This is a genomic window from Exiguobacterium sp. UBA6309 (assembly GCF_002439205.1).
Classification (GTDB): domain Bacteria; phylum Bacillota; class Bacilli; order Exiguobacteriales; family Exiguobacteriaceae; genus Exiguobacterium_A.
The window spans coordinates 115,684-140,847 of record NZ_DJTL01000025.1; the positions used below are offsets into that span (position 1 = coordinate 115,684).

A 25,164-nucleotide genomic window follows, 5' to 3' on the forward strand; every position below is an offset into this window, starting at 1 on the left:
TCATCACACTCCTAGGAAAGTAGTTAAGTCTTGTTCGAGCTTGCGCAATGCATTGCCACGATGACTGATCATCGCTTTTTCTTCTTTCGTCAACTCAGCAGCCGTTTGTCCACTTGCCGTGACGAACAAAGGGTCATAACCGAAACCGTTCGATCCCGTTGCTTCAAAACCGATTCGCCCTTCCATTGTTCCGCGTACCGTCAATGTTTCGCCTGTTGGTTTTGCTAGCGCGAGTACACAAACGAAGCGTGCCGTCCGCTCCTCTTCCGGAACACCTTCTAACTTTTCAAGTAGTAGAGCGTTGTTCGCTGCATCCGACTTTTCAAGACCCGCGAAGCGTGCCGAGTAGACACCTGGAGCGCCATCTAAAGCATCGACTTCAAGACCTGAATCGTCAGCAAGTACTGCGTGACCAAAGTAGGCTGCTGCTTCTGTTGCTTTTAAGAGTGCATTCTCCTCGAATGTTTCACCTGTCTCATCCGTTTCTTTAGCATCCGCATGATCGAGTAACGACTCGACTGTATAGCCGAGACGCCCAAGCATGCTTTCGAGTTCCTTCACTTTACCAGCGTTATGTGTTGCGACGATGACTTTCATTTATGTTCCCCCACTTCTTCTCCTACATACCACCACGAAACACCGAGTGCCTCGCGACCGGTTTCAATCAGTTCCTTAATACCTTTTTCCCCAAGTTCGAGCATTTCGAGCATCTCTTGACGGGAAAAGGTCGACTCTTCTCCTGTTGCTTGCATCTCGACGATTTTACCGGATGAGGTCATGACGAGATTGAAGTCGACTTCAGCTGCAGCATCCTCTTCGTAGCATAAATCAAGTAAGGCATTCGATCCGACGATTCCAACTGAGATGGCGGCGATGCCCTCTTTGATTGGTGTATCGGTCAATTTTCCCGCTTGAATCAGTTGATCGATAGCTCGAACGAGTGCTAAAAATCCACCGGTGATCGATGCTGTTCGTGTTCCGCCATCAGCTTGAATGACGTCACAATCGATCCAGATCGTCCGTTCACCAAGTTTTTCTAAATCGACGACCGCCCGAAGTGATCGGCTAATGAGACGTTGGATTTCCATCGTCCGCCCCGTCTGTTTGCCGCGAACGGCTTCTCGTGCAGTCCGCTGAGCGGTTGCCCGCGGTAACATCGAATATTCCGCATTGATCCAGCCTTGGCGTTTTCCACGTAGAAATGGTGGTACCCTTTCCTCGACGGTCGCCGTGCAGAGGACTTTCGTATCACCCAGTTCAATCAAAATCGAACCTTCCGCGTGTTTATTGATGTCAACTGATAACTGTACTGGACGGAGATCGTCCGCCGTTCGTTGGTCTGTCCGCATTTAATCTTCCTCCGTTCCAAGGACGATGCGCTCCGCATGAATGGGCTGATCGAGCCAGTCCGTTGCAATTTGGTCGAATGAGCGGATATCGCCTGTCGCGTAATAACGATGTTCTGGTGTTTGTGTCACATCTGCTGAAATCGTGTTGTAGTCAAGTAGTGCTGCTACTTCGAGTGCGGTTTCATCCCCTGAAGAGATGAGTTGAACGCCTGGTCCGATGACCCGTCCAATGACATCTGCTAAAAGCGGATAATGGGTGCACCCGAGTATTAGTGTATCCATATCGTAATTCATCAAAGGTCGTAGCGTATTCGCCACGACACGTTCGACGTATGCGCCATCCGTCTGCATCGACTCGACGAGCGGAACGAATGGCGGGCACGCTAACGATTCAACGACGACTTGTCCTTCGACATGTCGTAATGCCTTCTCGTAGGAATTACTTGTAATCGTCATCTTCGTTCCGATGACACCGATTCGTTTCGTACGTGTCACCTTGACTGCTGCACGGGCACCCGGATCGATGACACCGATGACAGGTATATTTAAACGTTCTCGCACTTCTTTTAAGACGACAGCCGTAGCTGTATTACAGGCGATCACGATCAATTTCACATCTTGTTGTACGAGATAATCAATCATCTCCCACGTAAACTCACGAATTTCTTCTTCTGGACGCGGACCATACGGACAACGTAGTGTATCCCCGACATAGATGATTCGCTCATGGGGCAACTGTCGCATCAATTCACGTGCGACCGTCAATCCACCGACTCCGGAATCCAGTACTCCAATCGCTCGATTCACTCTTCTCCACCTCTTTCTATCAATCTTATGGTAACAAAAAAGGACGACGGTGCAAGACCGACGTCCGAGAATGTACGATTACAGGATTACTGAGCAAGACCTTCGCTAGTCAGCATATCTGAAAGAGTCGTGATTGCTTCAGAAGCATCGTCACCGTTTGCAACGATTTTGATATCTGAATCTTTCGCGATTCCGAGTGAAAGAACACCCATGATTGACTTCAAGTTGACAGTCTTTCCGTTGTATTCCAAGTTGATGTCTGATTGGAATTTAGAAGCTGTGTTGACGAGCTGAGTAGCGGGACGAGCGTGAATGCCTGAATCCGCGATGACTTTGAATGTTTTTTCCATGATTAAGAAATCTCCCTTCACTAATAACGTACTAGTGAGTCGTTTTCGAATATGTGAACTCATTATCAAATGATAACGGATTCGAATCGATTCTGCAAGGAATTTTTATATGCCTCACTCCATGGGAATGCTTTCCCGGCACGATTGATTTGTACCATCGATGTCCGTCCTGTGAACATCAATTCACCCTGTTCATCAAATGCCGCATAATGGACGTCACACGATGCACTTCCGACATGTACTGGGTACGCATAGACGGCGAGACGTGTCCGTGGATACACTTGGCGAATGTAATTACACTGGGCATCCGCAACGACGATGATCCCGTCTTCTGCAAGCGAGTATCCGGTCTCCTCTAACATCAATGTCCGAACGTCCTCGAAATAGATGAACGGTACCCTGTTATTCATATGACCATAGGCATCCGTCTCTGCAAAACGAACAGCGACGTCGAGTCGTGTTCCATGTTTCATTTGTTCAAGCCATGATTCGAGTTCTGAAATATAAGCTGGTACGCGCACAATCGGTTCCTCCTGTCTGAATGAAAAAAGAAGGAGCAGGCTCCTTCTTTAATAACTTATGAACTAACTGCTTCACCTGTCCGTCCTTCGTCACTACCGAAGAACTTCTTGAATGAGTGAAGTGTCGTCTGACGGTTCATCGCTGCGATCGAAGTCGTCAGCGGAATGCCTTTCGGACAAACCTCGACACAGTTTTGAGCATTACCGCACTGCATGATCCCGCCATCTTCCATCAACGCTTCAAGACGTTCTTCCTTATGGAAGGCACCTGTTGGATGCGAGTTGAATAGACGAACTTGCGAGATCGATGCTGGTCCGATGAACGTCGAACGATCGTTGACGTTCGGACATGCTTCGAGACACACGCCACATGTCATACATTTCGATAACTCATACGCCCATTGACGTTTGTTCTCTGGCATCCGTGGTCCTGGACCTAAGTCATACGTTCCATCGATCGGGACCCATGCTTTAACTTTTTTCAACGCATCAAACATGCGCTGACGGTCGACTTGAAGGTCACGAACGATTGGGAATGTCTGCATCGGTTGAAGGCGGATCGGTTGTTCGAGTTTATCGACGAGTGCCGTACACGATTGACGTGGTGTACCGTTGATGACCATGGAACAAGCGCCACATACTTCTTCTAGACAACCCATATCCCAGTTGATCGGTGTCGTTTTTTCACCGGCTGCATTCACAGGATTACGACGAATCTCCATTAAAGCAGAGATGACGTTCATGTTCGGACGGTACGGAATTTCAAACGCTTCATCATACGGTTTACCATCAGGTCCATCTTGACGTTGAACGATGAATTGAACCGATTTTTGCGTAGTAGATGATTCGAGTGGTGTCGCCATTATGCTTTCACCTCTTTCTTCGACTTCTTACTGTAGTCGCGTTTCCGCGGTGGAATCAACGACGTGTCGACATCTTCATAGAAGATTTCTGGATGACCATTCGTATAACGAGCCATCGTTGTCTTCAAGAACTGTTCATCATTACGTTCCGGGAAGTCCGGTTTGTAGTGCGCCCCGCGACTCTCGTCACGTTTTAAGGCACCGAGCGTAATTGCTTCGGCTAAGTCGAGCATGTGATCGAGCTGACGGATGAACGACGCTCCTTGGTTACTCCAACGCGCTGTGTCCGTTGCCGAAATGCGCGTGAACCGATCACGAAGTTCCTTGATTTTCGTGAGTGTCTCTTCGAGCTTATCGTTATAACGGACGACCGTGACATTATCCGTCATGATTTCTCCAAGTTCACGGTGGATCTGATACGCGTTTTCTGTACCTTCCATCGATAAGATATCGTTAAAACGATTGATTTCTTCGATCTTATGCGCTTCGACGACGTCTTCGCTCATCTCATGAACCGATGTCTCAAGTTCATTCATATAGGCGATCGCTGACGGTCCGGCGACCATTCCACCATATACCGCAGAAAGAAGTGAATTCGCTCCGAGACGGTTTCCTCCGTGCATCGAATAATCACATTCGCCTGCTGCGAATAGTCCAGGAATATTCGTCATCTGATCGTAGTCGACCCATAGTCCACCCATTGAATAGTGAACAGCCGGGAAAATTTTCATCGGTACTTTTCGTGGATCATCACCGACGAACTTTTCGTAGATTTCAAGGATCCCACCGAGTTTGACGTCGAGTTCTTTTGCGTCTTTATGTGATAGATCAAGATAGACCATGTTCTCCCCGTTGACTCCGAGTTTTTGATTGACACAGACGTCAAAAATCTCGCGTGTCGCGATATCTCGTGGGACAAGGTTTCCGTATGCCGGATATTTCTCTTCAAGGAAGTACCAAGGTTTACCGTCTTTATACGTCCAGACGCGACCGCCCTCACCACGTGCTGATTCACTCATGAGACGTAATTTATCATCACCAGGAATCGCTGTCGGGTGAATCTGAATGAACTCACCGTTCGCATAGATCGCACCTTGACGATAGACAGCTGCTGCCGCTTGTCCTGTGTTAATGACCGAGTTCGTCGATTTTCCGAAGATGACCCCAGGACCACCTGTCGCGAGGATGACAGAATCCGCGGCAAATGCCTCGATTTCCATCGTCCGGAGGTTTTGACAAACCGCTCCACGACAAATGCCATTGTCATCGATGATGGCACGAAGGAATTCCCATCCTTCATATTTTTCTACCAAACCTTGCGCTTCGAACTTACGAACCTGTTCATCTAATGCGTACAATAACTGTTGTCCCGTCGTCGCTCCCGCGTATGCCGTCCGGTGATGCAACGTTCCTCCGAAGCGTCGGAAGTCGAGTAACCCTTCCGGTGTCCGGTTGAACATGACACCCATGCGGTCGAACATATGGATGATCTTCGGTGCTGCTTCCGCCATTTTTTGAACAGGTGGTTGATTTGCGAGGAAGTCTCCACCGTATACCGTGTCATCGAAATGCTGATATGGTGAATCCCCTTCCCCTTTCGTATTGACTGCTCCGTTGATGCCACCTTGTGCACAAACAGAGTGTGAGCGTTTGACGGGTACGAGCGAGAATAACTTAACTGGTACGCCTTGCTCTGCTGCTTTTATCGTAGCCATCAGACCGGCAAGCCCTCCGCCGATGATGACAAGATTCTTGTTCGCCATGTTGTCAGTTCCCCTTTCCTTACAACACGCCTGCAAACGTTAAGATCGAGCGTACGCCTACAAACGATAAACCGATGAATACGAGTGCTGCCACGTAAGACATCGCCCGTTGAGATGCTGGTGACTGCGTGATTCCCCAAGTAATACAGAACGTCCAGAGTCCGTTCGCGAGGTGGAATGTCGTTGCCAAGATCCCGACGATATAGAACGCTAACATGAATCCGTTATCAACGATGTTCTGCATCATGCTCGCATCAACTTCTGTTCCCATCGCAGCGGCAATCCGAGTCTCCCAAACGTGCCATGTGATGAACACGACGAGGAACACTCCGCTAAACCGTTGCAAGACATACATCCAGTTCCGGAAATATGTATATCGTCCCGCGTTCGCAGAACCCGTGAATGCGATGTAAACACCGTAGACACCATGCAAGATGATTGGAATGAAGATGACAAAGATCTCTAAGAACAATCGATACGGAACGCTCCCCACGAATTCCGCGGCCTTATTGAAGTCTTCCTCACCACGTACGATGAAGTAGTTCGTCGTTAAGTGCGAAAGTAAAAATAACCCGATTGGAATGACGCCGAGCAGTGAGTGTATTTTACGACTCACGAAATCACGATGATTCGCCATCCAAATCCCCCCTTTTGTTTGCCAATCAACCGTTGGCGCATTTTGGTAGAAAAGCGCTTTCATAAGGAAATTCGTCTTTTCATCACTTATTCTACTCCTGTCCTTTTTAGAAGACAACCCGAGCCGTTGCATTTAACTGCAAATTTTTTCAGGAAAACAATGACCTGCTAGAATCATCTCGGTATAATGGTTGGCAGATAGGAGTGAATCATGATGGATGTTACACCAAACCAAACACCACTTTTCGGAATCGAACTGATCCGGGATTATGTGCTGACCGATCTTCTAGGGTCGGATTATCGGCAAGTCATCTACTGGGCAGGTAAACGTCTCGCGCGTCAATTCCCTGTCGTGGATGAATCTGAATTGGCCTCATTCTTTGAACAAGCCGGTTGGGGAATGCTCGAAATCAAGAAACGTAAAGGAACGGTCATCTCGTTCGTACTGTCTCCTCCTGATACGACGAGAGATGAACGGCCACAAGGCTACTTTCAACTCGAAGCCGGTTTCCTCGCTGAACAGTTCTCCCGTTTTAACGGATGTGTTGCGGAAGGATATGCTGAGACAAGCAAAGAGATTGTTCAAATCACGGTCCAAATCGATCCAAAAGATCCACTCGAACCAATCGGTTGAACTTTACATAGAATGTGACAGGAATCTTTATTTTCAACATCGAAATAGATCCTTGAAACTTTTTGCAGTAAGTGATCGTAAAATCATGCGTACACAAATCGCGAGGAGGAACTTTACATGTTCAAAAAACTAGCAGCAGATTTAACGGGATTCAGTGATATCGGACAAGTCATTCATCCTGATGATTTCGACAAGGCAGCCGCTGACGATTATGTTTTACATGAAGACGGCGAAAAAATCTATTTCTTGATCAAGTCCAAATCTGACGAGTATTGCTTTACGAACTTAGCCTTGATTCACCTTGATGGAGAAAGTGCTGTCAGTTCAAAACGTGTACTCTACCGCTATCCATATGCACATTATCCAATTCGCCACGTCATGTTCGAAACGGCTGGAACAGTCGACCTCGATGTCGAGATCAAGTTCGAAATCGGTGGCAAACATTATTCGATCGACGTTGATAAAAAACAACTGGAGCATGTAAAGGATCTGTATAAGACATTACTTGCCATCGCTGAAAAACAATACGAAGGACAAAAGATGCTCGAGTTCGCGAATAGCTCATTAAATCATTCGGTCACGATTCTCGGTGGTCTTCGCCAAGGCGACATGAACGTTCCGCAAACATTCAAGGAGTTGTCTGAACAATCCTTCGAGTGGCTTCAAGGTCACTACCATCAGTGGAACCAGCGTGATTTCGGTTCGTACTACGAGAAGTACATCAACAACTAATTATTTTAAAATGCCGCCCTCTTCAAGAGGACGGCATTTTTTCATTCTTCATTCGCTTGACTTAAATATTCAGCGACGGTTTCCGCTAATTTCACAGGCAATCCTGCCTCAGCCAACTGTTCGATCGTCGCACGTCTTAGACTACGCATCGACCCGAAATGACGAATCAACTGCTGGCGTCGTTTCGGTCCGACTCCTGGAATCTCGTCGAGCAATGAACGTGTCATCCCTTTTGAACGAAGCGAGCGGTGGAAGGTGATCGCGAATCGGTGGACCTCATCTTGCATGCGCTGAAGTAAATAAAATGCACTTGAGCGAGGGCTGAGTTCGATCAATCGCGCATCTTCTCCAAACAACAACTGACTCGTCCGGTGTTTGTCATCTTTTTTTAATGAGCCGACCGGCAGGGATAGGCCGAGTTCATCTTGAATGACTTCTAAAGCAGCATTCAACTGTCCGACCCCTCCGTCAATCAAGACGAGGTCCGGAAGGCGCGCTCCCTCAAGTAACAAGCGTCGATAACGCCGACGAACGATTTCCCGCATCGATTCATAGTCATCCGGTCCTTGAACCGTCCGGATCTTGAACTTCCGGTATTCTTTTTTCAGTGGTTTACCGTCTTCAAAGACGACGAGCGCCGATACGGCATCCGCTCCTTGGATGTTCGCATTATCGATGATTTCGATCCGTGACAATGGATGAACGTCGATCGCGTCAGCGAGTTCTTCGACTGCCTGAACGGTCCGTTTCTCATCTTTCGCTAACAACTCGAAGCGTTCCGAGATCGCGTTTTCAGCATTCTTCGTTGCTAGATCAAGTAATTTCCGTTTTGATCCTCGGACCGGAACGTGAATTTTAATCGAGAGCGCCTCTTTGAGCAGAAGCTGATTAACGAGTGGCGGTACATAAACTTCACTTGGTTTGATGTTCTTTTCGTAGAACTGGACGATGAAACTCTCAAGCTCTTCTGCCGGCGTACCATAGATCGGGAAAAGCGAGACATCACGTTCGATCATCTTTCCGCCGCGAAGGAAGAAGACTTGGACACACATCCAACCTTTATCGACATGAATTCCGAATACGTCGCGTGACGTCAGATCCGCTGTAATCATGTTTTGTTTGTTCATGATCGACTCGATCGCTCGGACTTGATCCCGTAATTCTCCGGCTCGCTCGAATTCCATCGTCTCGGCTGCTTCCGCCATCTTCTGTTTCAAGCTTTCGACGAGTTCCTTCGTGTCCCCGGACAAGAACCTGCGGATTTCCGAAACGAGCGCTTTTTGTTCCGACTCGAGATTCGGGATTTCGCATGGACCGAGACATTGACCAATATGATAATAGAGACAAAGTTTTTTCGGCATCGGCTGGCATTTGCGCAGCGGATATAAACGATCTAACAAACGTTTCGTTTCGTTTGCCGCATAGGCATTCGGATAAGGACCAAAATAATGACCGCCATCCTTCTTCAACTTACGCGTCGTGATCAAGCGCGGATAGGTCTCATTCGTAATCTTCAGGTAAGGGTAGGATTTATCATCCTTCAACATGATGTTATATTTCGGATCATGTTTCTTAATTAGCGTCATCTCAAGCAATAACGCTTCTAGTTCACTCGCTGTGATGATGTATTCGAAGTCACGGACTTCCGCGACGAGGCGTTCTGTCTTAATATCATGTGCTCCCGTGAAATAGGAACGGACACGATTCTTGAGATTTTTTGCTTTTCCGACATAGATGACTTCACCGAATTCATTTTTGTGCAGATAACATCCTGGCTCATCCGGCAAAAGGGATAGTTTCGCTTTGATATGTTCTTGATGTCCCAAATAAATGTCTCCTTTCACCGTTTTTAGTTTTATTCGTTCGGGTAAATACCATACATTGATTATGACATACGGAGGATGAAAAATGCGTACATATGATTGCATTGTGATCGGAACAGGTTCCGCTGGAAATCAAGCGGCTTATAAATTCGCTGAAAAAGGACTACGTGTTGCCATCGTGGAAAACTTCACTCCAGGTGGCACATGCGCACAACGTGGATGTGACGCAAAAAAAATCTTACTGACGGGTAGTGAGACGAAAGACGCTGTCGAGCGATTGCTCGGATATGGCGTAAAGGGATTAATTTCAATCGATTGGCGCCAGTTGATGGAGCGCAAGAATGAATACACGCGCGCCATCCCGGAGCAGACACGAAAGCGGTACGCGGAAACGGACATCGACTATTTCCACGGCGAACCCCGCTTCGTCTCTTCACATCGTCTTCGAATTGGTGAAGAAGAAATCGAAGGGAAACAGTTTTTAATCGCAACCGGTCTACGACCTCGCGAATTAACTGTACCCGGTAGTGAACGTTTTATAACGAGTAATGAATTTTTAGAACTAAAGGATCTATCACGTCGACTCGTCTGTATTGGTGGCGGGTACATCTCGTTCGAGTTCGCGCATCTTGCTCGGATTGCTGGTGCAGACGTGACGATCGTCTTACGATCTGATCCTTTAAAACAATTCGAAAGTGAACTCGTCGATGTCTTACTCGACGCCACACGAGCACTTGGCATCTCGATCATCAAAGAGGCAGAAGTCGTCGCTTACGAAGAGGATTCCCTTCGTTTATCGAACGGTGATGTGTTGAAGACGGATGTCGTCTTGAATGCGACTGGACGTGTCGCAAGTATTGATCAACTTGGTCTCGAAGCCATCGGCGTTTCGCATAACGAAAAAGGAATTCATGTCAATGCGTATCTCCAGTCTTCCGTCGAACATATCTATGCCGCAGGAGATGTTGCTGTCAGCGGGAATCCGGCGTTGACACCGTTTGCCGGAACAGAAGGACGACTCGCTGCCGACAACATGCTCGAAGGGAACAACCGGAAACTGGAGCTGCTCCCTGTACCTAGCGTCGTATTCACTGCTCCGAACCTCGCCCTTGTCGGTGAGACGGAAGCTGCTTTGAAAAAAGCAGGTATTCCTTACCGTGGTCGCTTGATTGATACGTCCTCCTGGCAAACGAACGCACGGATCAAAGACAGTTTCGCTCGGGCGAAAGTGCTCGTCGGGGAAGATGATCAAGTACTCGGCGCACACTTCATCGGTGTCAATGCAGCGGAACTAGCAAACTATTTCTCGTTTGCGATGCAACACCGGATTCCAAGTACTTCGATGCAACAGACTGGATTCGCTTACCCGACACCGGCTTCAGATATCGCTTCGTTATTCGAGGATTGATAGGAGGCTTTTTGATGATTCAATACGGCTATACGATTTTATACGTTGAAGATACTGCACAGACGCTGACATTCTATCGAGACGTCCTTGGACTATCCGTCAAGGCGGAGCACGGGAGCTACATCGAGTTCGAGACCGGTCAGACGACACTCGCCTTCAATACGCGTGAAGACGTGCAACAGTTGATTCCGGATTACACGATCCCAAGCGGAAAAGCGCATCAGACGTTAGAGATTGGTTTCGTCACGGATGACGTCCCGACTCTTTTTCAGAAGGTGGTGGAGGCAGGATATGAGACCGTCCTTGCTCCTGTTAAAAAACCATGGTGGCAAGTCGTCGCCTATGTCCTCGACCCCGATGGTCACCTCATCGAACTTTGTACGCCAATGTAATCTAAAAAACAGACCGTTCTGCCTATGCAGAACGGTCTGTTTTAATATGCAGGAAAGAATTAGTTAGATGTTTCAACGAATTCTTTAAGTGCGTCTTTTGGCATGAAGCCCATCGTTTTGTTGACAGGTTGTCCATCTTTGAAGAGAACGAGTGTCGGGATACTTTGAACTTGGAATGCTCCAGCTACTTCTGGGTTTGCATCCACGTCAACTTTAACGATTTTTACATCTTGCATGTCAGCATCGAGTTCTTCAAGAACTGGTGCGAGCATACGACATGGTCCACACCATGTTGCCCAAAAATCAACAAGAACGAGTCCTTCTTGTGTTTCTTCTTTAAATGATTGGCTAGTTGCGTGTACGATTGCCATTGATCATAACCTCCTAATGAGTAGATCAACCCGGAAAAAAAATGGGTGATCTCTTTATTGATTCGAGTATATCATAGCAGTCTCTTCCAACAAACGAAACTGCTCACGTGAAGAATTCGTAAAAAAAATACCGGTACCATCTGCATGGCACCGGTACATTCACTCATCCGTGAACAAGCATTTTTTTGAATTCAGCTGTCAATAACGGCACGACGTCAAACAAATCTCCGACGATCCCGTAGTCCGCGACAGAGAAGATATTCGCTTCTGGATCCTTATTGATCGCAACGATCACTTTTGCATTCGACATCCCCGCTAAGTGTTGAATCGCACCCGAGATCCCGCACGCGATATACAAGTCTGGTGTAACGACTTTCCCCGTCTGACCGATTTGAAGTGCATAATCGCAGTAATCCGCATCACAAGCACCACGCGAAGCACCAACTGCTCCTCCGAGAACATCCGCTAGTTCTTGTAACGGTGCGAAGCCGTCTGAGCTCTTGACACCGCGTCCACCTGCGACGATGACTTTTGCCTCTGATAAATCAACACCACCTGTTGCTTTACGTACGATGTCTGCGACGATCGTCCGTAAATCCTTCAGCTCGACTGTGACCGACTCGACCGTGCCTTGTGAACTCCCCGTTTCGAGCGGATCGATGTTATTCGGACGGACCGTAAAGAGTGTCTTGCCTTCTGCGACTTTGACTTTCTCGAATGCTTTCCCTGAATAGATCGGTCGGATGAACGTTGCTTCCGCGCCTTCCCCTTCAATCGCCGTCACATCACTGATTAGACCAGCTTGCAGTTTTGCCGCGATCTTCGGTGATAGATCCTTGCCGAGCGACGTATGACCGAAGACGAGCACGTCAGGTGACGTCCGATTCATCAACTCAAGGAAGACTTGTCCATAACCGTCTGGCGTGTAGTGTAGAAGACGCTCATCCTCGACGACGAGGACTTGATCCGCTCCGCGTGACGCTAGTACGTCGGCATCCTTAGCGACATCGTGTCCAATCAGGACTGCGATGACTTCGTCTGCGACACGTCGCGCTGCTGCGATAGCCTCAAACGATACATTCCGTAAACTGCCATCCCGTGATTCTGCGAGTACTAATGCTTTTGTCATTCGTTTCTCCCCCTTAGACCACTTTTGCTTCGTTGCGTAATAATGATGCGAGCTGTGCGACTTGCTCGTTCAGTTCACCTTCAAGGACCTTACCGGCTGCTTTGTTCGGTGGTAAGAAACGTTCGATCGTCTCTAGACGTGGTGCGAGTTCATCTTCATCGAGTTCGAGATCATCGAGTTCGAGTTCTTCAAGCGGCTTCTTCTTCGCTTTCATGATTCCTGGAAGACTTGGGTAACGTGGTTCGTTCAACCCTTGTTGCGCAGTGACGAGTAACGGAAGTGTTGTTTCAATCGTTTCTGTATCCCCTTCAGCGTCGCGTGTGACGACAGCCTTCGTGCCGTCGAGTTCAAGTTTCGTGATCGTCGTCACGTAAGGAATATCGAGCAATTCTGCGACGCGTGGTGCCACTTGACCACTTCCGCCATCAACTGCGACGTTTCCAGCGATGACGAGATCAACTGTCTGTTCCTTTAAATAACCAGCGAGCACTTCAGAAATCGTGAAATGATCTGCCTCTTCGATATCATCTTCAATCGAGATGCGAACTGCTTGGTCCGCTCCCATTGCGAGTGCTGTTCGTAATTCCTTGTCCGCATCTTCCGGTCCGACCGTCACGACCGTCACCGTTCCCCCTTGTGCATCACGGACACGAATCGCTTCTTCTACCGCATATTCATCGTACGGGTTAATGATGAACTCAGCGCCATCCTCATCGATTTGACCATTCTCGAGTTGGATTGCTTCTTCCGTATCGAATGTGCGTTTCAACAGTACATAGATTTCCATCTCATGCTCCCCCTTGTCGTCTATTCACCATCATTCTTTGTATCCGCTTACATGATTGTTGTCATGAAAAGGGCTTAACTCAGCCCTTTGATCAACATCCGATGGATCCCGTCGCGTGTCTCAAGCAACTCATATTTGAATCCACTTGCCATCCAGCTCGTCACGACCTCATCGATTGTTCCGAAGATCATCTGACGCGCTAATCGATAATCGAGTTCGTTTGAAAACTCGCCTGTCGTCATCCCGTGCTTGATGACACGGTCAATCAGATGCAGATACGGTTTCAAGACGGCGGCAATGTTTTGGCGCATGTCTTGGTTGGATTGACGTAGCTCGATTTGCGTGACGACAGCCAAATCATAATCGACGGATAATTGCTCAAGGTGTGCCTCGATCAATGCGGCCAATTGTTCTGTCGCTGACGTGTGATTCGCGATTTGTCCTTCGGAATATTCGATGAAGCTTCCCATTTTCGCTTGGAATAGCGAAATCAGTAGGTGTTCTTTATTCTTGAAGTACAGATAGATCGTTCCATCCGCAACACCGGCTTCCTTTGCGATGGCGGTCACCTTCGCTCCATGGTAGCCGTTTTTAGCGATGACTTTTACGGCGGCATCAATGATGCGGTCACTCTTTGACATTGTTCGTTTCATTCCACTATCTCCTAACGCATAAAATGAATGATGGTTCATTCATATTTATTCTATCATGTCATTTCGTCCTGTCAACTGCTTTCTTCGAGTTGTTTGGCACGTTCTTCTTCAACAAGAACACGGCGGAGAATCTTCCCGACGAACGTCTTCGGTAACTCTTGTCGGAATTCGTACTGCTTTGGCACTTTAAATGACGCTAACTGTTTACGACAGAATTGATCAAGCTCTTCTTCTGTGACCGTCATCTCATCCTTGACGACGATGAACGCCTTGACGGTCTCTCCACGATAGGCATCCGGAACACCGATGACGACGGCTTCCTTGACGGCCGGATGCTCGTACAAGATTTCTTCGACTTCACGTGGATAAATATTAAATCCGGAAGCAATGATTAAATCCTTTTTCCGATCGACGATCCGGAAGTAATGATCTTCGCCGATATAACCAAGGTCTCCCGTGTGCAACCAACCGTTTCGAAGAACCGCTTGCGTCTCTTCTGGTCGTTTCCAGTATCCTTTCATGACTTGCGGACCTGTGACGATGATCTCACCGATCTCACCAAGAGTTGCGGGTGTCTCTCCATCCGCTTGGACGATTTTCGCTTGCGTATCGGGTACCGGAATACCAACCGTTCCAGGAATCCGGCGATCCCAGATACAGTTCGTATGCGTCACCGGACTCGTCTCAGACAAACCATATCCTTCAACGATTCGTCCGCCCGTTAATGCTTCGAATTTTTCCTGGACTTCGACCGGCAGTGGAGCTGAACCTGAAATACAAGCTTCGATTGAAGACAGATCATATTTCTTTAGCTTCGGATGGTTCAACAGACCGACATACATCGTCGGTGCACCAGGGAACAGATTTGGTTTTTCCTTATGAATCGTTTTCAATACTTGTTCAATGTCGAATTTCGGAACGATGATTTGCTCATAGGCATTAAAAATACCGAAATTGAGGTTACATGTCATGCCATAGACATGGAAATACGGAACGACAGCTAACAGTTTTCGTCCATCTCCCCGCTCATATTTATAAAACCATTTGTCGATTTGCTCGACATTCGCACTCAGGTTATAGTGCGTCAGCATGACACCTTTTGGAGCACCTGTCGTTCCACCCGTATACTGAAGAACCGCGACATCTTCTTTCGGTTGAATCGCAATCGGTGTAATCGGTTCATAACCACGTAGCGATAAAAATGGAATCGAACCCGTCGTATCGATGATGATGTTGTTATCTTTCCGTGCTTTAATGGGATACAGTTTATTTTTAGGGAAGGGAAGGTAATCCGCGATGCTTGTTGTCACGACCGTTTTGAGTTCCGTCGCCGCTTTGACGCGAGATGCTTTCGGATAAAGTAGGTCGAGGGTTACGAGCAGATGTGCACCTGAATCGATGAGGATCTGTTCGAGTTCACGGTCCGTATAGAGCGGATTCACCTGCACAACGATTCCACCAGCATAGAGGACAGCATAATAACTGATCATATACTGGGGACAGTTCGGTAACATCAGTCCGACACGATCTCCTTTTTTGAGGCCATGCTCTTGAAGTAAACTTCCGAGTGCATGTGCTTCGTCGCACACTTCACGAAACGTCATACGTTTCCCTAAGAAACTTAAGGCACGTTGTTCTGGAAAATCAGTCGCTGCCTCATCAAGTGCCTGATAAAGAGGTATTTCTCGATAATCAATCGATACGGGTACTTGCTTTGGATAATCAGATAACCAAACGGATTCCATACGTTTCCCTCCCTGATAATGAATTACTATTCATTTTCATTATACGTTGATTTGAATTCGACATGCCAGTAAAATCCCAAAAAAAGAAATTGAATCTGCTTGTTTTTTGGTTTTTTCAATCAAAATTTTAATACTAAAAAAGCAGCACCTCCCTTTCTCGATTTCCGAAAAAGAGAGGTGCTACTTTTGAATCCATATTACCGGGAGGGATATGTGAATCCTTCCCCGATGACTTCTCGCACTTTATGAATGACGACGAAGGCGCGGGGATCCGCTGCTTCGACGATTTGTTTCAACGGTGCCAGTTGTCGTTTATCGACGATCATATACAACATGTCATTCTTTTGTTTCGTGAAATGACCATGACTGTGGATGACAGTCGCGCTACGTCCGAGCGTCTCCGTCAGGATCGTCGCGATTTCTTCTTGGCGATGGCTAATGATCGTGACCGCTTCGCGGACGTTCAATCCTTCGCTGACGAGATCAATCAAATACGAACCGATGATGATCGCAATTAACGTGTACAGCATCGTCTCTTCTCCAAATAGAAAACCTGACGCACCGACAACGGCGACATCGATGATGAACATCGAGACTGCGATACTGAGATTCAAGTATTTATTCATCAGTCGAGCGATGATGACACCACCGCCCGTCGTTCCTCCCGCACGAATGACGAGTCCGATTCCGACACCAATCAAAATACCCGCATAGACCGTTCCAATCAAACGGCTATCCGATGATGTCGCAAGGTTTGCTGTCGAAGAGAGGACAAACGATGTGACGGCGACTGAGATGACTGAGTAAAGCATCGTCTTCCGGCTAAGGAATCGATAACCGACAACGAACAGCAAAGCGTTCGCAAGCAAGGAGACAAGTCCCGTATCCCAACCGTAAAGATAGTAGAAAATGACCGTGATCCCAATCAATCCACCTTCTGAGAGATCATTTGGAATCGTAAAGTAGTTGATTCCAAAGGCGAGAATCGACGACCCGATGATAACCCAGAAGATGTCCTTCCAAGAAATCAATTGCATCGCCTCAAAAGCACGGCGTCTCGTTTCTGTCGTTGTTGATGTTTTTCGTACGTTCATATGCGTTCCTCCTTTTTTGATTAGGCGTGGCTCAATAAAAATTCCGTACTGAAACGATGTCAGTACGGAATGATCACACGGTAAGACCGGTTCTTTTAATTAAATACAATCCAAAGGATACCGACAACCAAAAAGGCGATCGAAACCCCGAACATGATTTTCGCTAAACGTTCTAACACGGATTCACCCCACTAACGCTGATCCGATGACGTAGGACATGCCGATCGATAAAGCGCATGAAATGATACCGACAGCAATGTTGCCATTCTCGATTTCACGGTCTACCGGCAAATTCGGTGTCAGGAATTCAAAGATCCAATATGTCGATATCAACAATAAGAAGCCAAAGGCACTTTCAAGAAATATCGACCCGACCCGTTCTTCCCCTTGGACAGCGAAATGAACGATATTGGCGAGTCCGATGATTTTTCCACCTGTTGCTAACGCAACGGCGATATTGCCACTCTTGATATGTTCCCAGTTTTTATACCGGGTTGTCAACTCAAAAAGTGCAAGCCCCAAAATGATCAGTAATCCCGCGACCGAATAGAGCGCTGTCGTATAGACATAGACGTTCTCAAAAATGTTCATCTTGCTTTCCTCATTTCAGTTCGATGATCGTCACACCGTGTCCGCCTTCACCTTGACCACCTAACCGGTGACCTTTGACGTGACGATGACCTTTCAAGAATTCTTGGACACCTTGTCGCATCGCTCCCGTACCCAAGCCATGAATGACACGGATGTGGTCGTAGTTCGATAACAAGGCTTGGTCCATGAAGCGTTCGAGCTTCGACAACCCTTCTTCGACACGCACGCCACGTAAATCCAGTTCAGCCGAAGGTGTCGATTGTTTCGTCACACTCGTTCCACCAGAGCGCCCTTTCGTTTGTGGACGTTTTGGTGTACTGCCAATCTTCGCGAGATCTTCCGGTTTGACGTTCACCTTCATGATGCCCACTTGGACGGTATACTCGCCGTTCGCCTGTTGGTTGATAATATAGCCTTTTTGATTGAAGGTCGTGACTTTAACTTCTTCGCCTTTATCAAATCGCGGCGTTTGGTCGTATTTTGCTTTTACTTTAGCGATCCGCTTCTCTTGCAGACTCGGCTTCGCGTCTTCGAGTCGCTTCCGCGCCTCGATCAGTTCATGCTCTTTGACGGCACCAGCGTCTCGTAATTCCTTCAGACGTTTGATGACGCCTTCTGCTTCTTTTTGAGCGCGTTCGACCGCACGTGCTGCTTTTTCTTCCGCTTTTGCCAGAATTTCGTTTTTCTCTTCCTGGATCTCAGCTTGTTCTTGCTCGAACTGCTCTCTCTCTTCGACAAGTCGTTTTTTCTCTTCTAACAACTGTGCCTCTAACGTTTCAGCCCGCTGTTTCGCTTCTTCTAATCGTTCGATCATCGTCTCGACAGACTGTGCGTCGCTACCGATCTGACCACGTGCCGCGTCGATGATCCGGTCTTCGAGTCCAAGACGTTTTGAAATCTCGAACGCATTCGAGCGTCCAGGTACACCGATGAGTAAGCGATAGGTCGGACTGAGTGATTCGACATCGAATTCCATCGACGCATTGACGACCCCTTCTCGGTTATAGCCGTACGCCTTTAATTCTGAATAGTGTGTCGTCGCTGCCACACGTGCGCCGCGTCGCTTCACTTCATCAAGAATCGCGATTGCAAGGGCAGCCCCTTCTGTCGGATCCGTTCCCGCACCTAATTCATCGAACAGTACTAGACTCATAAAATCGATTTTTTCCATCATCGAGACGATGTTCGTCATGTGCGAACTAAACGTCGATAAGTTTTGTTCAATCGACTGTTCATCCCCGATATCGGCATAAATCGCATCGAAGACACTGAGTTCCGTCTCATCTGCAGCTGGCACGTATAGTCCTGATTGCACCATCAATTGCAAAAGACCGATCGTCTTTAAGGTAACTGTCTTACCGCCGGTGTTCGGACCGGTGATGACGAGTGACGTAAAATCCCCACCCAGTGATACGGTAATTGGTACGACTTCCTCTTTCGGGATGAACGGATGCCGTGCTTCCTTCAGAATGATATGGCGGTTTTCGTTCAAGCGTGGCTCGACCGCTCCAATTTGATGACCGTATAATGCTTTTGCCATGATGAAATCAAGTTCTGCTAATACATCCAGATTGATGCGTAGCGAATCACCAACGCTACCGACAAGTGCCGATAGTTGTGCAAGAATTCGTTCGATTTCCGCCCGTTCTTTCAAACGCGCTTCTTGAATTTCGTTGTTCGCAGAGACGACAGCTTGCGGTTCGATGAACAACGTTGCTCCAGAAGCGGACTGATCATGGACGATTCCGCCGAACGCTTGACGATATTCTTGTTTGACCGGTACACAATAACGATCGTTTCGCATCGTCACGATGGCGTCAGACAGCATCTTCGCTTTACTACGTAAGACGTTATCGATTTTCGAACGAACTTGTCCTTCGAGCGAGCGTAACTGACTGCGTAACGCTCGTAATTTATCACTCGCTGAGTCTTGGACAGTCCCTTGATCGTCGATGGCATGGCGAATCCCCTGTTCGATCTCGACGAGCTTCGTGATTTGCTCGATTCGACTATCAAGGCGCGGTAATCGTAGATCCGCATGGTCTTCGTGTAGCCGTTCTTGGAATGCCTTCACTTGACGTCCCGAGTAGACGACGTCTGCGACGGCTAGAAGTTCACTCGTCGAGAGGACAGAGCCAATCTCTGCTCGTTTCACTTCACTTCGGACGTCCGTCAATCCACCGAACGGATAACGGTCACGCAACCGGTAGACCGTCGTTGCTTCCGTCGTGACAGCTAACAGTTCCTTGACCTGCTCGAAGTCTTCCGCCGGACGCATTGCCCGGACGAACTGTGCTCCGAGTGAACTAGCCGTGAAGGCGAGCATGTTTTCTTTTAACTTCTCATATTCTAAAACGCGTAATGCGTTGGCATTCATTTAATCCACTCCTAAACGTTTTCGACCGAAGAATTCGAGTGCTTCTTCAGCAGACCACGTATTGATGACATCAGACGCCTCCAAATAAGCTTTACGAGCATGGAGGACTCCAAGTTTCATATCTTCTAACATTTCTGGTCGGTGTGTATCCGTATTAATTAAAATCTTCACGCCGGCAGCCTTCGCTTTCGCAAGCGAACTTGCTGTTAAATCAAAACGTGCTGGATTCGCGTTCATCTCAAGCGCTGTTCCTGTCCCCGCTGCTAGTTCGATCAATCGATCGACATTGACGGCGTATCCTTCTCGTCTTCCAATGATTCGTCCCGTCGGATGAGCAATCAAGGAAACATAAGGATTACGACAAGCATTCTCGAGCCGCTGCATGATCTCTTCTTCCGTCTGATCGAACTTCGAGTGGATCGAGGCGATGACATAGTCCATTTCTTTTAAGAACTCATCTTCATAATCAAGTGATCCATCGGGCAAGATATCCATCTCGACACCGCATAAAATTGTCATATCGGGATGTTTCTCGCGTGCCGCTTCGATTTCAATACGTTGTGCACGCAGACGTTCTTCCGTTAATCCATTGACGAATTTCATATATTTACTATGATCCGTGATCGCCATCCATGTATATCCGCGTGCAGCACAGGCATCGACTAGTTCTTCAACAGACAACGTACCATCTGACCATGTCGTATGCATATGCACATCGGCTTGAATATCTTGTTCCGTCAAGAGACGTGATAAATCTTGCTCGAATTCATGACGTCCCGCTCGTAATTCAGGCGCGATGAACGGTAAATCATATCGCGCAAACAATTCTTCTTCTGTGTTCGGTTGCACTAATCCTTGCTCGGTCTCGACACCATATTCAGAAATACTCTCTCCTCGCTCTTTTGCGAGTTGGCGCATCCGGACGTTGTGATCCTTCGAACCCGTAAAGTGATGTAATGTGGATGCATACGCCGCATCATCCACGATTCGGAAATCAACCGCGATATAATGAACGTCTCGTTTTAAGATGAGCGATACTTTCGTGCTGCCAGCTGCGATGACTTCATCGATGAGCGACAGTTCTAGAAGCTGCTCCTTGATTCGTTCCGGTTCATTCGTTGATAGAATGAAATCAAGATCCTTACACGTCTCTTCTGCTCGACGGAAACTTCCTCCAACTTCAAAACGAATGATTGCATCAAACGATGCAAGTGTCTGATTCAATTCAGCGACAATCTTTCGCATGACACCGTATGGTAATCGCTCCGGTCGTGTTTCAAACGTTTCAAGTGCTTTAACGTACTTCTCGACCGTCTTCTTGCCGAATCCAGGCATCGCTTCGACTGTACCATCTGCTAATTTCTCTGCAAAGGAATCTGCATCAATGACGCCAACTTCATGCAGTTTAGCGAGCTTTTTCCCACCAAGACCCGGAATCTTCAATAAGGCGATCAATCCTTCTGGCACTTCTTGTTCGAGTTCTGTCAGTGCCGTGCTCGTTCCCGTTTCCCGATATTCCTCTAGAACAGCAGCCGTTCCTTTCCCAATCCCCTTCATCGCCGTGAAATCCTCAATCGCCATGAAGTCAGCATCGGATGCTTCGAGAATACTTGCTGCTTTCCGAAAAGCATTAATCTTAAATGGATTTTCCCCTTTGACCTCTAGGTAGACCGATATCCGTTCCAAATGACGCATCGCATCTTGAATCGTACGCATGTGCAGTTCTCCCCTCAAAAAAAGCTCCCAATCGTGGGAGCCTGTTTATTTTATCAATCCAACTTGATCCATCAGCCAGTTCGCAAGAAGCGGGGTATGCTGGATAATGAAGCTTGCTAAACTCGAATTCGCGATTGCATCCTGTATCGATTGGATTGGAACGAATGCCGCTAAGAACAAGAGCAGGAAGATGAAGATGTACATCTCGATGAAACCAAAGACACCACCTAACAACCCTTTGACTTGTTTTAGAATCGGGACATTCGTCAACGAATCAAACATCGACAATAAGATCGATAAGATGATTTTTGTACCGAAGAACAGGACGACGAACCAAAAGGCTTTGTAGAACACCTCATCGAGTCGTGCTGAACTTGGAATCGCGAACATCGTCAAATCGATTCCCGCATCATCCAGTGTAGACGGATATGGTACCCACAATCGGAATTTCGTAGCCAGTTCCTCATAGAACGACAGTGCAACGATGAAGGAAATGATCAGACTGAGCAAATGACCGGCCTGCAACACAACTCCCCTTCGGACCCCTGTCATGACACCTACGGCGAGAAGTAATAAGATAACGAGAGAAATCATAGTTTATAGTTCACCCAAATTCTTTTTAATTTTTACATAATCACTACCAATATTAAGCGCCGCTAGGACGGCGATTTGACGAACGTCGAGTTGTGGTGCTTGTTCTCGGATTTCTCGAATCTTCGTATCTACGAGGAGACCCACTTCGCGTACGTGTTCTGGCGACTCCGTTCCGACAATCGTATAATCATTGCCTGCGATATGAATCGTCGTCCGGTTCAACCCTTCTGAATCAGCCATTTTTCTGTCCTCCTCATACTTTGCTTCTTTCATATAGTACCATCATTTTCGTTTTAGGAAAAGAAGTCCCCCATCGGTCTTAAGGATGGTATGCTTAATCCCGGAAAGGGAGGTTATCCTATGGGAACGACCGTTTTACGCTTATCTAAAGAAAAACAGGACTTAGTCATACAGAACTTCAAACAGAACGAGACGAAGTCTCCTCCGTATGCTCGTTTCGCTGCCAAGATTCCTGGTTGTGTCATCACGATTTATAATTCTGGAAAAGTGATGTTTCAAGGACCGCAAGCCGAAGCTATCGCTACACGTTTCGGTACGGCTTCGCCGACTAAGTCGAAAGAACCACTTGTTTCAACGTTACCGAATGGTTTTTCGGAATGGTCCGTCGTTGGTAGTGACGAAGTCGGGAAAGGCGATTTCTTCGGTCCACTCGTCGTCGCCGCTTCCTTTGTTGATCGAAAGCAGATCGCACTTCTTCACGAACTCGGTGTCCGAGACTCCAAACATTTGAACGATATCGAGATTCGTCGAATTGCTCGCGATCTCCATGCTGTCATTCCGTACACATATCGTATCCTACACAATCCAGAATACAATCAGATGCAACGGTCGATGACTCAAGGAAAGATGACTGCCCTGATGCATAATGATGTAATCGAGCGGCTTCTTGACCAACTGGAGACGAAACCAGAAGCGATCTTGATTGATCAGTTCGCCGAAAAAAGTGTCTATTATAAACACCTAGCTGGTGTCGTCAATCCCGTTCGAGAAAATGTCTACTTCTCGACCAAGGCGGAACAACTCCATGTCGCTGTCGCTGCCTCCTCGATCATTGCTCGCGCCATCTTTTTGAAGGAGATGGACAAGTTGAGTGAAACAACAGGTGTCGTCATTCCGAAAGGTGCTGGTGCCAAGGTCGATCAAGTCGCCGCCTCACTGATTTTACGTTATGGAGCTGACAAACTGCGTGACTGGACGAAAGCCCATTTTGCGAATACGAAAAAGGCACAACAACTAGCTGCGAAACGAAACCGACCATGACCTTAACGGAATGGTCGGTTTTTTTAAATGACGGACTCCCCTTCAGACAGTCGTTCTAATTCCGCAAGAAGTATGTGTTTTTCATTAAAAGGAATCGTTTTTGTACCGATTCGTTCTACCTCATCATGACCTTTCCCGACGATGACGATGCGTTTTCCTTCGTGCGCCAGATGCGCTGCTTGTACGAGCGCTTCGTGACGGGATGTATGACAACCTACTAAATGTTCACGTGGAATATCAACGATTAGCTCTTCGATGATTCGATCCGGATCCTCTGTCCTCGCATCATGGACCGTTGCGATGATGTGTTCACAATATTTACTTGCAATCCGCCCCATTTCCGCTCGTTTCGTTCGATCACGCTCTCCAGCTGCACTTAAAACGACCGATAGCGATTCTCCGGAAAAAGTGAGTGCCTGTAAACATTTTTCTAGACCATCCGGTGTATGGGCATAATCGATATAAATCTCACAAGGTGCCCAGTCCAGTCGTTCAAGTCGTCCTTTCGGCAATTCCAGTTCTGGAATGTGACGAATCAAAGCATAGAGATTGGCATCACCTGCCCGCAATAATCCCATCGCCGCCGCTAAATTCGCTGCATTGAATTCACCTAGTAAAGCTGTCGGCACACGCGTCGTCTTCTCGTCGATCCGCACATTGACGGTGTCCGTCAACCATTCGACCGCGATTTGTGACGTCCGGTGTGGTTGTGTCGTATACCAGATGACGGGTTGTAAAGGCGCAGCTTCTCGCATGACGCGGCTCCAACCATCTTCTCGATTCAAGACGATGGTCCGACCATTTGACGCAGCGACTTGTTGAAATAACAACGCTTTCGTCTTGGCGTAATCCTCCATTGAATGGTGATAATCCAGATGATCATGCGTCAGGTTCGTAAATGCTGCCGAGTGGAAAGACACTCCTTCGACTCGACCTTCAGCTAATGCATGAGAAGACACTTCAATGATGCAATCCGTCACGCCTTTTTCAACCATTTCATACAACAGTCGATGTAAGATGATCGCTTCAGGCGTCGTATTCGGTGTCTCAATGAGTTCCTCATCAATTCGTGCACCGACCGTGCTAATCATGCCGGCTTTTATGCCTGTTGCACGAAAGAGATCATACGCCAATTTTGTCGTCGTCGTTTTTCCGTTCGTTCCCGTTACACCATAGACACGCATTTTTTGACTCGGATGATCATAAAAAAAGTCTGCTACCTTCCCGGCAGCTGCCTTTGTATTTTCGATGAGAATAACAGGAATCGTTACATCACTTAATGCTTCTTCCGCTAAAATCGCAACTGCTCCATTACGTTCCGCTTCTCTAGCATATCGATGACCATCTACCGTGTAGCCGCGAACACAAATAAACAGACTTCCTGGTATTACGTTTCGTGAGTCTGTCTCAATACTCGTAACTATCGGATTTGAATCTGTTCGTAAATTAAAAAGTGATACTAATGATGCTAAGGATTTCGAACAGGGCTTCATGATGTTTGCTTCCCTTCCTTGTCTCAAGATTTGCTTTATTTGGTCTAATATAAAT

The 25,164-nt window shown here is 47.4% G+C and carries 26 protein-coding genes; 5 read left to right on the top strand and 21 right to left on the bottom strand.

Annotation, left to right across the window (positions count from 1 at the left end; translation table 11 throughout):
* Positions 1 to 3 precede the first annotated feature (3 nt).
* From B3M90_RS07090 to B3M90_RS07125, 8 genes are all read right to left on the bottom strand, one after another.
* Positions 4 to 597 carry an XTP/dITP diphosphatase gene (locus B3M90_RS07090; protein ID WP_035406397.1) on the bottom strand — a complete coding sequence of 198 codons (594 nt, stop codon included), beginning with the start codon at positions 595 to 597 and terminating at the stop codon, positions 4 to 6.
* Complete coding sequence (gene rph / locus B3M90_RS07095; RefSeq protein WP_214852967.1) at positions 594 to 1,349, bottom strand: ribonuclease PH; 756 nt, start codon at positions 1,347 to 1,349, stop codon at positions 594 to 596. Before rph ends, B3M90_RS07090 begins: the two co-directional genes overlap by 4 nt.
* Positions 1,350 to 2,156, bottom strand: a complete 807-nt coding sequence (gene racE, locus B3M90_RS07100) for a glutamate racemase (protein WP_290783171.1) — start codon at positions 2,154 to 2,156, stop codon at positions 1,350 to 1,352.
* Between the two features lie 86 nt (positions 2,157 to 2,242).
* Positions 2,243 to 2,506 carry a phosphocarrier protein HPr gene (locus tag B3M90_RS07105; protein ID WP_012371023.1) on the bottom strand — a complete coding sequence of 88 codons (264 nt, stop codon included), beginning with the start codon at positions 2,504 to 2,506 and terminating at the stop codon, positions 2,243 to 2,245.
* Positions 2,507 to 2,571: 65 nt separating this feature from the next.
* Positions 2,572 to 3,027: an acyl-CoA thioesterase gene (locus tag B3M90_RS07110; protein WP_290755031.1), complete on the bottom strand. Its 456-nt coding sequence runs from the start codon at positions 3,025 to 3,027 to the stop codon at positions 2,572 to 2,574.
* A gap of 56 nt (positions 3,028 to 3,083) precedes the next feature.
* Positions 3,084 to 3,890: a succinate dehydrogenase iron-sulfur subunit gene (sdhB, locus tag B3M90_RS07115; protein WP_023468986.1), complete on the bottom strand. Its 807-nt coding sequence runs from the start codon at positions 3,888 to 3,890 to the stop codon at positions 3,084 to 3,086.
* Positions 3,890 to 5,653, bottom strand: a complete 1,764-nt coding sequence (gene sdhA / locus B3M90_RS07120; protein ID WP_023468987.1) for a succinate dehydrogenase flavoprotein subunit — start codon at positions 5,651 to 5,653, stop codon at positions 3,890 to 3,892. The genes sdhB and sdhA overlap by 1 nt, the downstream gene beginning before the upstream one ends.
* A gap of 19 nt (positions 5,654 to 5,672) precedes the next feature.
* A complete protein-coding gene (locus B3M90_RS07125) occupies positions 5,673 to 6,290 on the bottom strand; it encodes a succinate dehydrogenase cytochrome b558 subunit (protein WP_214852958.1) in 618 nt (205 codons plus the stop codon).
* 213 nt (positions 6,291 to 6,503) lie between these two features.
* Between B3M90_RS07125 and B3M90_RS07130 the strand changes: the two genes are divergently transcribed.
* Both B3M90_RS07130 and B3M90_RS07135 read left to right on the top strand, forming a co-directional pair.
* Positions 6,504 to 6,923, top strand: coding sequence for a YslB family protein (locus B3M90_RS07130; protein WP_214853214.1), 420 nt, complete (start codon positions 6,504 to 6,506; stop codon positions 6,921 to 6,923).
* Positions 6,924 to 7,040: 117 nt separating this feature from the next.
* Positions 7,041 to 7,655: a PH domain-containing protein gene (locus B3M90_RS07135; RefSeq protein WP_023468990.1), complete on the top strand. Its 615-nt coding sequence runs from the start codon at positions 7,041 to 7,043 to the stop codon at positions 7,653 to 7,655.
* A gap of 41 nt (positions 7,656 to 7,696) precedes the next feature.
* Here the strand turns inward: B3M90_RS07135 and uvrC are convergent, their stop codons facing one another.
* Entirely contained in the window at positions 7,697 to 9,481 is a 1,785-nt protein-coding gene (gene uvrC / locus B3M90_RS07140) for an excinuclease ABC subunit UvrC (protein ID WP_214852955.1), read from the bottom strand.
* Between the two features lie 82 nt (positions 9,482 to 9,563).
* Here uvrC and B3M90_RS07145 point away from each other — a divergent pair, with 82 nt between their 5' ends.
* Positions 9,564 to 10,886, top strand: coding sequence for a dihydrolipoyl dehydrogenase family protein (locus B3M90_RS07145; protein ID WP_290783174.1), 1,323 nt, complete (start codon positions 9,564 to 9,566; stop codon positions 10,884 to 10,886).
* Positions 10,887 to 10,900: 14 nt separating this feature from the next.
* Positions 10,901 to 11,278 carry a VOC family protein gene (locus B3M90_RS07150; protein WP_290783176.1) on the top strand — a complete coding sequence of 126 codons (378 nt, stop codon included), beginning with the start codon at positions 10,901 to 10,903 and terminating at the stop codon, positions 11,276 to 11,278.
* 59 nt (positions 11,279 to 11,337) lie between these two features.
* Here the strand turns inward: B3M90_RS07150 and trxA are convergent, their stop codons facing one another.
* The 11 genes from trxA to zapA all read right to left on the bottom strand — a co-directional run bounded on the left by trxA (position 11,338) and on the right by zapA (position 22,575).
* Positions 11,338 to 11,649, bottom strand: a complete 312-nt coding sequence (gene trxA, locus B3M90_RS07155; RefSeq protein WP_023468994.1) for a thioredoxin — start codon at positions 11,647 to 11,649, stop codon at positions 11,338 to 11,340.
* Positions 11,650 to 11,812: 163 nt separating this feature from the next.
* Positions 11,813 to 12,778 (bottom strand): electron transfer flavoprotein subunit alpha/FixB family protein, encoded by a 966-nt coding sequence (locus tag B3M90_RS07160; RefSeq protein ID WP_214852945.1) that lies wholly within the window; start codon positions 12,776 to 12,778, stop codon positions 11,813 to 11,815.
* 13 nt (positions 12,779 to 12,791) lie between these two features.
* On the bottom strand, positions 12,792 to 13,565 hold the full coding sequence (locus tag B3M90_RS07165) for an electron transfer flavoprotein subunit beta/FixA family protein (RefSeq protein ID WP_214852942.1): 774 nt from the start codon (positions 13,563 to 13,565) through the stop codon (positions 12,792 to 12,794).
* Between the two features lie 74 nt (positions 13,566 to 13,639).
* Positions 13,640 to 14,218: a TetR/AcrR family transcriptional regulator gene (locus B3M90_RS07170; protein ID WP_052018985.1), complete on the bottom strand. Its 579-nt coding sequence runs from the start codon at positions 14,216 to 14,218 to the stop codon at positions 13,640 to 13,642.
* 71 nt (positions 14,219 to 14,289) lie between these two features.
* A complete protein-coding gene (locus B3M90_RS07175) occupies positions 14,290 to 15,963 on the bottom strand; it encodes a long-chain-fatty-acid--CoA ligase (RefSeq protein WP_290783178.1) in 1,674 nt (557 codons plus the stop codon).
* 197 nt (positions 15,964 to 16,160) lie between these two features.
* Positions 16,161 to 17,057 carry a YitT family protein gene (locus B3M90_RS07180; RefSeq protein WP_035406360.1) on the bottom strand — a complete coding sequence of 299 codons (897 nt, stop codon included), beginning with the start codon at positions 17,055 to 17,057 and terminating at the stop codon, positions 16,161 to 16,163.
* Positions 17,058 to 17,240: 183 nt separating this feature from the next.
* A complete protein-coding gene (locus B3M90_RS07185) occupies positions 17,241 to 17,648 on the bottom strand; it encodes a DUF350 domain-containing protein (RefSeq protein WP_023469001.1) in 408 nt (135 codons plus the stop codon).
* Positions 17,649 to 17,658: 10 nt separating this feature from the next.
* On the bottom strand, positions 17,659 to 20,025 hold the full coding sequence (locus B3M90_RS07190) for an endonuclease MutS2 (protein WP_214852937.1): 2,367 nt from the start codon (positions 20,023 to 20,025) through the stop codon (positions 17,659 to 17,661).
* Entirely contained in the window at positions 20,026 to 21,741 is a 1,716-nt protein-coding gene (gene polX, locus B3M90_RS07195) for a DNA polymerase/3'-5' exonuclease PolX (protein WP_290783181.1), read from the bottom strand. It lies immediately after the preceding gene.
* 45 nt (positions 21,742 to 21,786) lie between these two features.
* On the bottom strand, positions 21,787 to 22,335 hold the full coding sequence (locus tag B3M90_RS07200; protein ID WP_214852931.1) for a CvpA family protein: 549 nt from the start codon (positions 22,333 to 22,335) through the stop codon (positions 21,787 to 21,789).
* A 3-nt stretch (positions 22,336 to 22,338) separates the two neighbouring features.
* Complete coding sequence (gene zapA / locus B3M90_RS07205) at positions 22,339 to 22,575, bottom strand: cell division protein ZapA (RefSeq protein ID WP_029342308.1); 237 nt, start codon at positions 22,573 to 22,575, stop codon at positions 22,339 to 22,341.
* A 120-nt stretch (positions 22,576 to 22,695) separates the two neighbouring features.
* On the opposite strand from zapA, the gene rnhC reads away from it, so the two are divergent.
* Positions 22,696 to 23,616, top strand: coding sequence for a ribonuclease HIII (gene rnhC, locus B3M90_RS07210; RefSeq protein ID WP_214852928.1), 921 nt, complete (start codon positions 22,696 to 22,698; stop codon positions 23,614 to 23,616).
* 23 nt (positions 23,617 to 23,639) lie between these two features.
* Here the strand turns inward: rnhC and B3M90_RS07215 are convergent, their stop codons facing one another.
* Positions 23,640 to 25,109 (bottom strand): UDP-N-acetylmuramoyl-L-alanyl-D-glutamate--2,6-diaminopimelate ligase, encoded by a 1,470-nt coding sequence (locus B3M90_RS07215; RefSeq protein ID WP_290783184.1) that lies wholly within the window; start codon positions 25,107 to 25,109, stop codon positions 23,640 to 23,642.
* Positions 25,110 to 25,164 lie beyond the last annotated feature (55 nt).